General features: G+C 68.5%; 5 protein-coding genes and 1 pseudogene. 4 read left to right on the top strand and 2 right to left on the bottom strand.

All coding sequences use genetic code 11. The features are described from left to right. Nucleotides 1–64: 64 nt before the first annotated feature. Together ACFWVE_RS34475 and ACFWVE_RS34480 are read right to left on the bottom strand one after the other, a co-directional pair. Nucleotides 65–619: a hypothetical protein gene (locus ACFWVE_RS34475; protein ID WP_384023055.1), complete on the bottom strand. Its 555-nt coding sequence runs from the start codon at nucleotides 617–619 to the stop codon at nucleotides 65–67. 105 nt (nucleotides 620–724) lie between these two features. After that, nucleotides 725–964 (bottom strand): hypothetical protein, encoded by a 240-nt coding sequence (locus ACFWVE_RS34480; protein WP_384023058.1) that lies wholly within the window; start codon nucleotides 962–964, stop codon nucleotides 725–727. A 179-nt stretch (nucleotides 965–1,143) separates the two neighbouring features. Between ACFWVE_RS34480 and ACFWVE_RS34485 the strand changes: the two are divergent. From ACFWVE_RS34485 to ACFWVE_RS34500, 4 genes and pseudogenes are all read left to right on the top strand, one after another. Further along, nucleotides 1,144–1,446 (top strand): annotated as a pseudogene (locus ACFWVE_RS34485) (FAD-dependent thymidylate synthase); the annotation flags it as partial. A 105-nt stretch (nucleotides 1,447–1,551) separates the two neighbouring features. Continuing rightward, entirely contained in the window at nucleotides 1,552–2,655 is a 1,104-nt protein-coding gene (gene thyX, locus ACFWVE_RS34490) for an FAD-dependent thymidylate synthase (RefSeq protein WP_384023066.1), read from the top strand. A 218-nt stretch (nucleotides 2,656–2,873) separates the two neighbouring features. After that, entirely contained in the window at nucleotides 2,874–3,773 is a 900-nt protein-coding gene (gene dapA / locus ACFWVE_RS34495; RefSeq protein ID WP_384023060.1) for a 4-hydroxy-tetrahydrodipicolinate synthase, read from the top strand. A gap of 158 nt (nucleotides 3,774–3,931) precedes the next feature. Further along, nucleotides 3,932–5,617, top strand: coding sequence for a ribonuclease J (locus ACFWVE_RS34500; RefSeq protein WP_384023063.1), 1,686 nt, complete (start codon nucleotides 3,932–3,934; stop codon nucleotides 5,615–5,617). The last annotated feature ends 254 nt before the right edge of the window (nucleotides 5,618–5,871 follow it).

A 5,871-nucleotide genomic window follows, 5' to 3' on the forward strand; every position in this document is an offset into this window, starting at 1 on the left:
GGGGCGGGGGCGGGGGGGCCCCCCCCCCCCCCGGCCCGTCGTGTGCGCAGCGGTTCGGTCCCGCTCAGTCCCGCCGGTACTCGTCGGCCCAGACCTCCACCGAGTCGGCCGCCCGGTCGAAGGCCACGCCGCGCCCCAGGAAGTCCGCGCCGTGCGAGGTCAGCAGCGGCGGCAGGTGCTCCGCCGACCGCCCGCGCCGGACGAGCAGCAGCGCCTGCCCCTGCACCGTCCGCGGCAGCCCCAGCCAGCGCACCGGCTGCTGCACCGTGCGCACCGCGACGACCTGGTCCCACGGCGTCGTGCGGGTGGTGAACGGACCCACCTGCCGCAGCCCATGGACACTCACCCACGTGCCCATGCGCAGCAACCGCAGGGCGGCGACGATGACGACCAGTGCGACCCCGAAGACCAGGCCGGCCGACGACAGTGATGCCGTAGCCGCGATGATCACCGCCGAGAACAGCACGAACGAGGCGAGCAGCAGCAGTATCGCCGCCGCTCCCACCCGCCACGGACCCGGCCGGTACGGGCGCCGCCAGCGGTCACGGTCGTCGTACGGCAGCGCGACATCGTCAGCCGTTTCGAAGGCGCGGTCGGCCGTCAGGAAGGGCAGGGGCACGGCTGGGTCCTCACTCGATCCATGCGTGGGCAGTGCCCGGTGAGGCTACCGATCTGTGGTACCCCTCACCACCTTGGGGGGCCCGGTCGGGGCCGGCCGCCCCTCTCAGTGTTTGTCGGACGCCTCCGACTGCTCGGTCCCCGTGGCCGACTGGTCCGTGGACAACGCGGGCATCCCGATCACGAGGGAGCCCACCAGCCCGGCGACGATGCAGACCCCCAGCAGCCAGCGCCCCGCCAGCTCGCCTGCGGACGCCCGCTCGCGGGGCGGGGGCGTGGCATTGCCGCGGAACTCGTCGGCATGGGCAAGGAAGGCGAACGGCTCGGATTCCCGTCGACCGAACATCAGTGGTGCTTCTCCCCTCGAACCTCGAACGAATCGCTCTCATCGACACAAACGAGCGACACCGGCAGAAGGTGCCCAGATAGGGGAAATCCGTCGTGGCACGGTCCTTCTCCCGCCGTGACGGGTGCCCCGTAGAGTGGTCGCCGAACTGCAGCCGTGATGTGACCGGAAGGACCCTCTTGACCTCCGCCGACGACCCCCAGCCGTCAACGCCCGATGACGTCACCTTGCGGAGTGACGTCACCGTCGAACTGGTGAAGTCCAGTGCCTCGGACTCGGATGTCCTGTTCGCCGCCCGCGTATCGACCCTGGGCGAGCAGTCCCTCGGGGAACTGGAGAAGGATCCGGAGCGGTCCAAGGGTCTGATCAACTACCTGATGCGGGACCGGCACGGCAGCCCGTTCGAGCACAACTCCCTGACGTTCCTCGTCAGCGCTCCGATCTTCGTGTTCCGCGAGTTCATGCGCCACCGGGTCGGCTGGTGCCTGCCGGGCGACGCCAGGATCCGCGTCGGCACCAGCAAGAACGGCAGGACCAAGCGCATCGCGGACATCCACCGGGACTGGAAGATCGGTGTGCCCGACTCGATGGGGCGCACGCGCAGACTGAAGTCCTGTCAGAACCTCCTGGCCGACACCATCGACCTGGAGACCGGGCTGGCGGAGAAGGCGCGCATGGTCGACGTCTTCGAGTCCGGCGTGAAGCCGATCATCAAGGTCTCGACAACCCACGGCAAGGTTCTGCGTTGCACCGCGGACCACCGTGTATGGACGCCGGAAGGCTGGGTCCGCGCCGGCGACCTGCGCGTCGGCGACCGGGTCGGGCGGCTCGGCCGGGTGGGGGTCGGCGAGCGGGCCGGAATCCCGAAGCGCCTGCGCGAGGGGATCCAGATCTGGACCACCGAGCAGCGAGCCGATCTCATCGCGCCCATGGACCTCTGCTACCTCTGCGAGGAGAAGTTCGAGGCGAAGGACCTGGAGCTGGACCACGTCGTCCCCGTGGACGCCGACCTGACCAAGTCGCTCGACGTCTCGAACCTGCGACCGGCCTGCAAGTCGTGTCACCAGCGGAAGGCCAGCGGTGAAGGCGTGCCGATCGGAGTGCGCCGCCGCGCCCTCCGGAACGGTGTGCGCTGGGAGGGCGTCGTCTCCGTCGACGCCGACGGGGAGGAGATGACCTACGACATCTCCATGCCGCCGCCGCACCACAACTTCATCGCGGACGGCTTTGTCGTACACAATTCGTACAACGAGGAGTCCGGGCGCTACCGCGAGCTCCAGCCGGTCTTCTACGTCCCCGGCGAGGACCGCAAGCTGGTCCAGCAGGGCCGCCCCGGCAAGTACGAGTTCGTCGACGGCACCCCCGAGCAGTACAAGGCTGTCACCGACGCCATGGAGGAGTCCTACCGGCAGTCGTACGCCGCGTACCAGGAGATGCTGGCGGCAGGCATCGCCCGCGAGGTCGCCCGCGCCACCCTCCCGGTCGGCCTCTTCTCCTCGATGTACGCCACGTGCAACGCCCGCTCGCTGATGCACTTCCTCGGCCTGCGCACCCAGCACGAGCTGGCGAAGGTCCCCTCCTTCCCGCAGCGGGAGATCGAGATGGTCGGCGAAAAGATGGAGGCCGAATGGGCCCGGCTCATGCCGCTCACCCACGCCGCCTTCAACGCCAACGGGCGCGTGGCCCCGTAGCCCCAAGTACGGGGCCTGAACCCCGGCCGGGCGCACATGTACGATCAGCCCTCCGATGTGTCCGGATTGCGGTATTTGTAGTATTTCATCTAGCCTGATCAGACGGGCCCGGTACTGCCTGAACCCCCGAGCAGGCAGTACCGGGCTCCTCCTTTGTCCTCGCTTGTCGCCTCCCCCGAGGGCAGACCCCGCCCCGAGCAGCGAGTAGCGTGTAACCCATGGCTCCGACCTCCACTCCGCAGACCCCCTTCGGGAGGGTCCTCACCGCCATGGTCACGCCTTTCACGGCGGACGGCGCACTCGACCTCGACGGCGCCCAGCGGCTCGCCGCCCATCTGGTGGACGCAGGCAACGACGGCCTGATCATCAACGGCACCACCGGCGAGTCACCCACCACCAGCAACGCGGAGAAAGCGGACCTCGTACGGGCGGTCCTGGAGGCGGTCGGAGACCGCGCGCACGTGGTGGCCGGGGTCGGTACCAACGACACCCGTCACAGCATCGAACTGGCCCGCACCGCGGAGCGCACCGGCGCACACGGCCTGCTGATCGTCACCCCGTACTACAACAAGCCTCCGCAGGAAGGCCTGTACCAGCACTTCACGGCCATCGCCGACGCCACCGGGCTGCCGGTCATGCTCTACGACATTCCCGGCCGCAGCGGTGTCCCGATCAACACGGAGACGCTCGTCCGTCTGGCCGAGCACCCGCGGATCGTCGCCAACAAGGACGCCAAGGGCGACCTCGGCCGCGCCAGCTGGGCCATCGCCCGCTCGCGCCTCGCCTGGTATTCCGGCGACGACATGCTGAACCTGCCGCTGCTCTCCGTGGGCGCCGTCGGCTTCGTCTCGGTCGTCGGCCACCTCGTCACGCCCGAGCTGCGCGCCCTGGTCGAGGCGTACACCTCGGGGGACGTCCAGAAGGCCACCGAGATCCACCAGAAGCTGCTCCCCGTCTACACGGGGATGTTCCGCACTCAGGGCGTGATGACGACCAAAGCGGCGCTCGCCCTGCAGGGCCTGCCCGCCGGCCCCCTGCGCGCCCCCATGGCCGCGTGCACGCCGGAAGAGATCGAGCAGCTCAAGATCGATCTTGCCGCCGGCGGGGTACAGCTCTGACAACAGACTTCGCGCGACCGCTCGCGCAACCTGACTCCACAACTGAATAAGCGGCGGGCCACCGGTGCCCGCGCACCACCACGACAACTGCTTCTGCACGAACGTCACGCGCGCCACGTGCCCCACCGGGACGTGGCGCGCGTGGTGAGGAGAGTCTTTTGAGCCATCCGCATCCTGAACTCGGTCCGCCGCCGCCGCTCCCCGCGAACGGCCTGCGCATCACCCCGCTCGGGGGTCTCGGCGAGATCGGCCGCAACATGACGGTCTTCGAGTACGGAGGCCGTCTGCTCGTGGTCGACTGCGGCGTGCTCTTCCCCGAGGAGGAGCAGCCCGGGATCGACCTGATCCTTCCGGACTTCTCGTCCATCCGGAACCGCCTCGACGACATCGAGGGCATCGTCCTCACCCACGGTCACGAGGACCACATCGGCGGCGTTCCCTTCCTGCTCCGCGAGAAGCCGGACATCCCGCTGATCGGCTCCAAGCTGACCCTCGCCCTCATCGAGGCGAAGCTTCAGGAGCACCGCATCCGTCCGTACACCCTGGAGGTGACGGAGGGACACCGCGAGCGCATCGGGCCGTTCGACTGCGAGTTCGTCGCGGTCAACCACTCGATCCCCGACGCTCTCGCCGTGGCCATCCGTACGCCCGCGGGCATGGCGGTCCACACCGGCGACTTCAAAATGGACCAGCTCCCGCTGGACAACCGCCTCACCGACCTCCACGCGTTCGCCCGGCTCAGCGAGGAAGGCATCGACCTCCTCCTGTCCGACTCGACGAACGCCGAGGTCCCGGGCTTCGTTCCGCCCGAGCGCGACATCTCCAACGTCCTGCGCCAGGTCTTCGCCGGCGCCCGCAAGCGGATCATCGTGGCGAGCTTCGCCAGCCACGTCCACCGCATCCAGCAGATCCTGGACGCGGCGCACGAGTACGGCCGCCGGGTCGCCTTCGTCGGCCGCTCCATGGTCCGCAACATGGGCATCGCCCGCGATCTCGGCTATCTCAGGATTCCGCCGGGCCTGGTCGTCGACGTGAAGACACTGGACGACCTGCCGGACAGCGAAGTGGTCCTGGTGTGCACGGGCTCACAGGGCGAACCCATGGCCGCCCTGTCCCGGATGGCCAACCGCGACCACCAGATCCGCATCGTCCAGGGCGACACGGTGATCCTCGCGTCGTCGCTCATCCCCGGCAACGAGAACGCGGTCTATCGCGTCATCAACGGCCTGACCCGCTGGGGCGCCAACGTCGTCCACAAGGGCAACGCCAAGGTGCACGTCTCGGGCCACGCCTCCGCCGGCGAACTGCTGTACTTCTACAACATCTGCCGTCCGCGGAACCTGATGCCGGTGCACGGCGAATGGCGCCACCTCCGGGCCAACGCCGAGCTGGGCGCCCTGACCGGTGTCCCGCACGACCGCATCGTCATCGCCGAGGACGGAGTCGTCGTCGACCTGATCGACGGCAGGGCGAAGATCGCCGGCAAGGTCCAGGCCGGATACGTCTACGTCGACGGCCTCTCCGTCGGCGATGTCGGCGAGCCGGCCCTGAAGGACCGCAAGATCCTCGGTGACGAGGGCATCATCTCGGTCTTCATGGTGCTCGACTCGTCCACCGGGAAGATCACCGGTGGCCCGCACATCCAGGCGCGCGGCTCCGGGATCGAGGACTCAGCCTTCAGCGCCGTGCTGCCGAAGATCACGGAGGTCCTGGAACGATCCGCCCAGGACGGCGTGGTCGAAGCGCACCAGATGCAGCAGCTCGTTCGCCGCACGCTGGGCAAGTGGGTCTCCGACACCTATCGGCGCCGGCCGATGATCCTGCCCGTGGTCGTGGAGGTCTGACGACCCGTAGGGCAGTTCCGTACACCAGAACTGGGAGCGGGGCACCCCGATTTGCATCGGGGCGCCCCGCTCCAGTACGTTTACATCTCTCCCCGACCGGGAACCCGACTGTTTCGTACATCGGATCCAGTCCCCGGAGGGGCGGGAAATCCGACTCAGAACATCTGATAAAGTCGGATCCGCCGGAAAGGGAAACGCGAAAGCGGGAACCCGGAAAGCGAAAGCCCGAGGAAATCGGATCGGAAAGATCTGGT

The sequence above is a fragment of the Streptomyces sp. NPDC058632 genome (assembly GCF_042717095.1).
Taxonomy (GTDB): domain Bacteria; phylum Actinomycetota; class Actinomycetes; order Streptomycetales; family Streptomycetaceae; genus Streptomyces.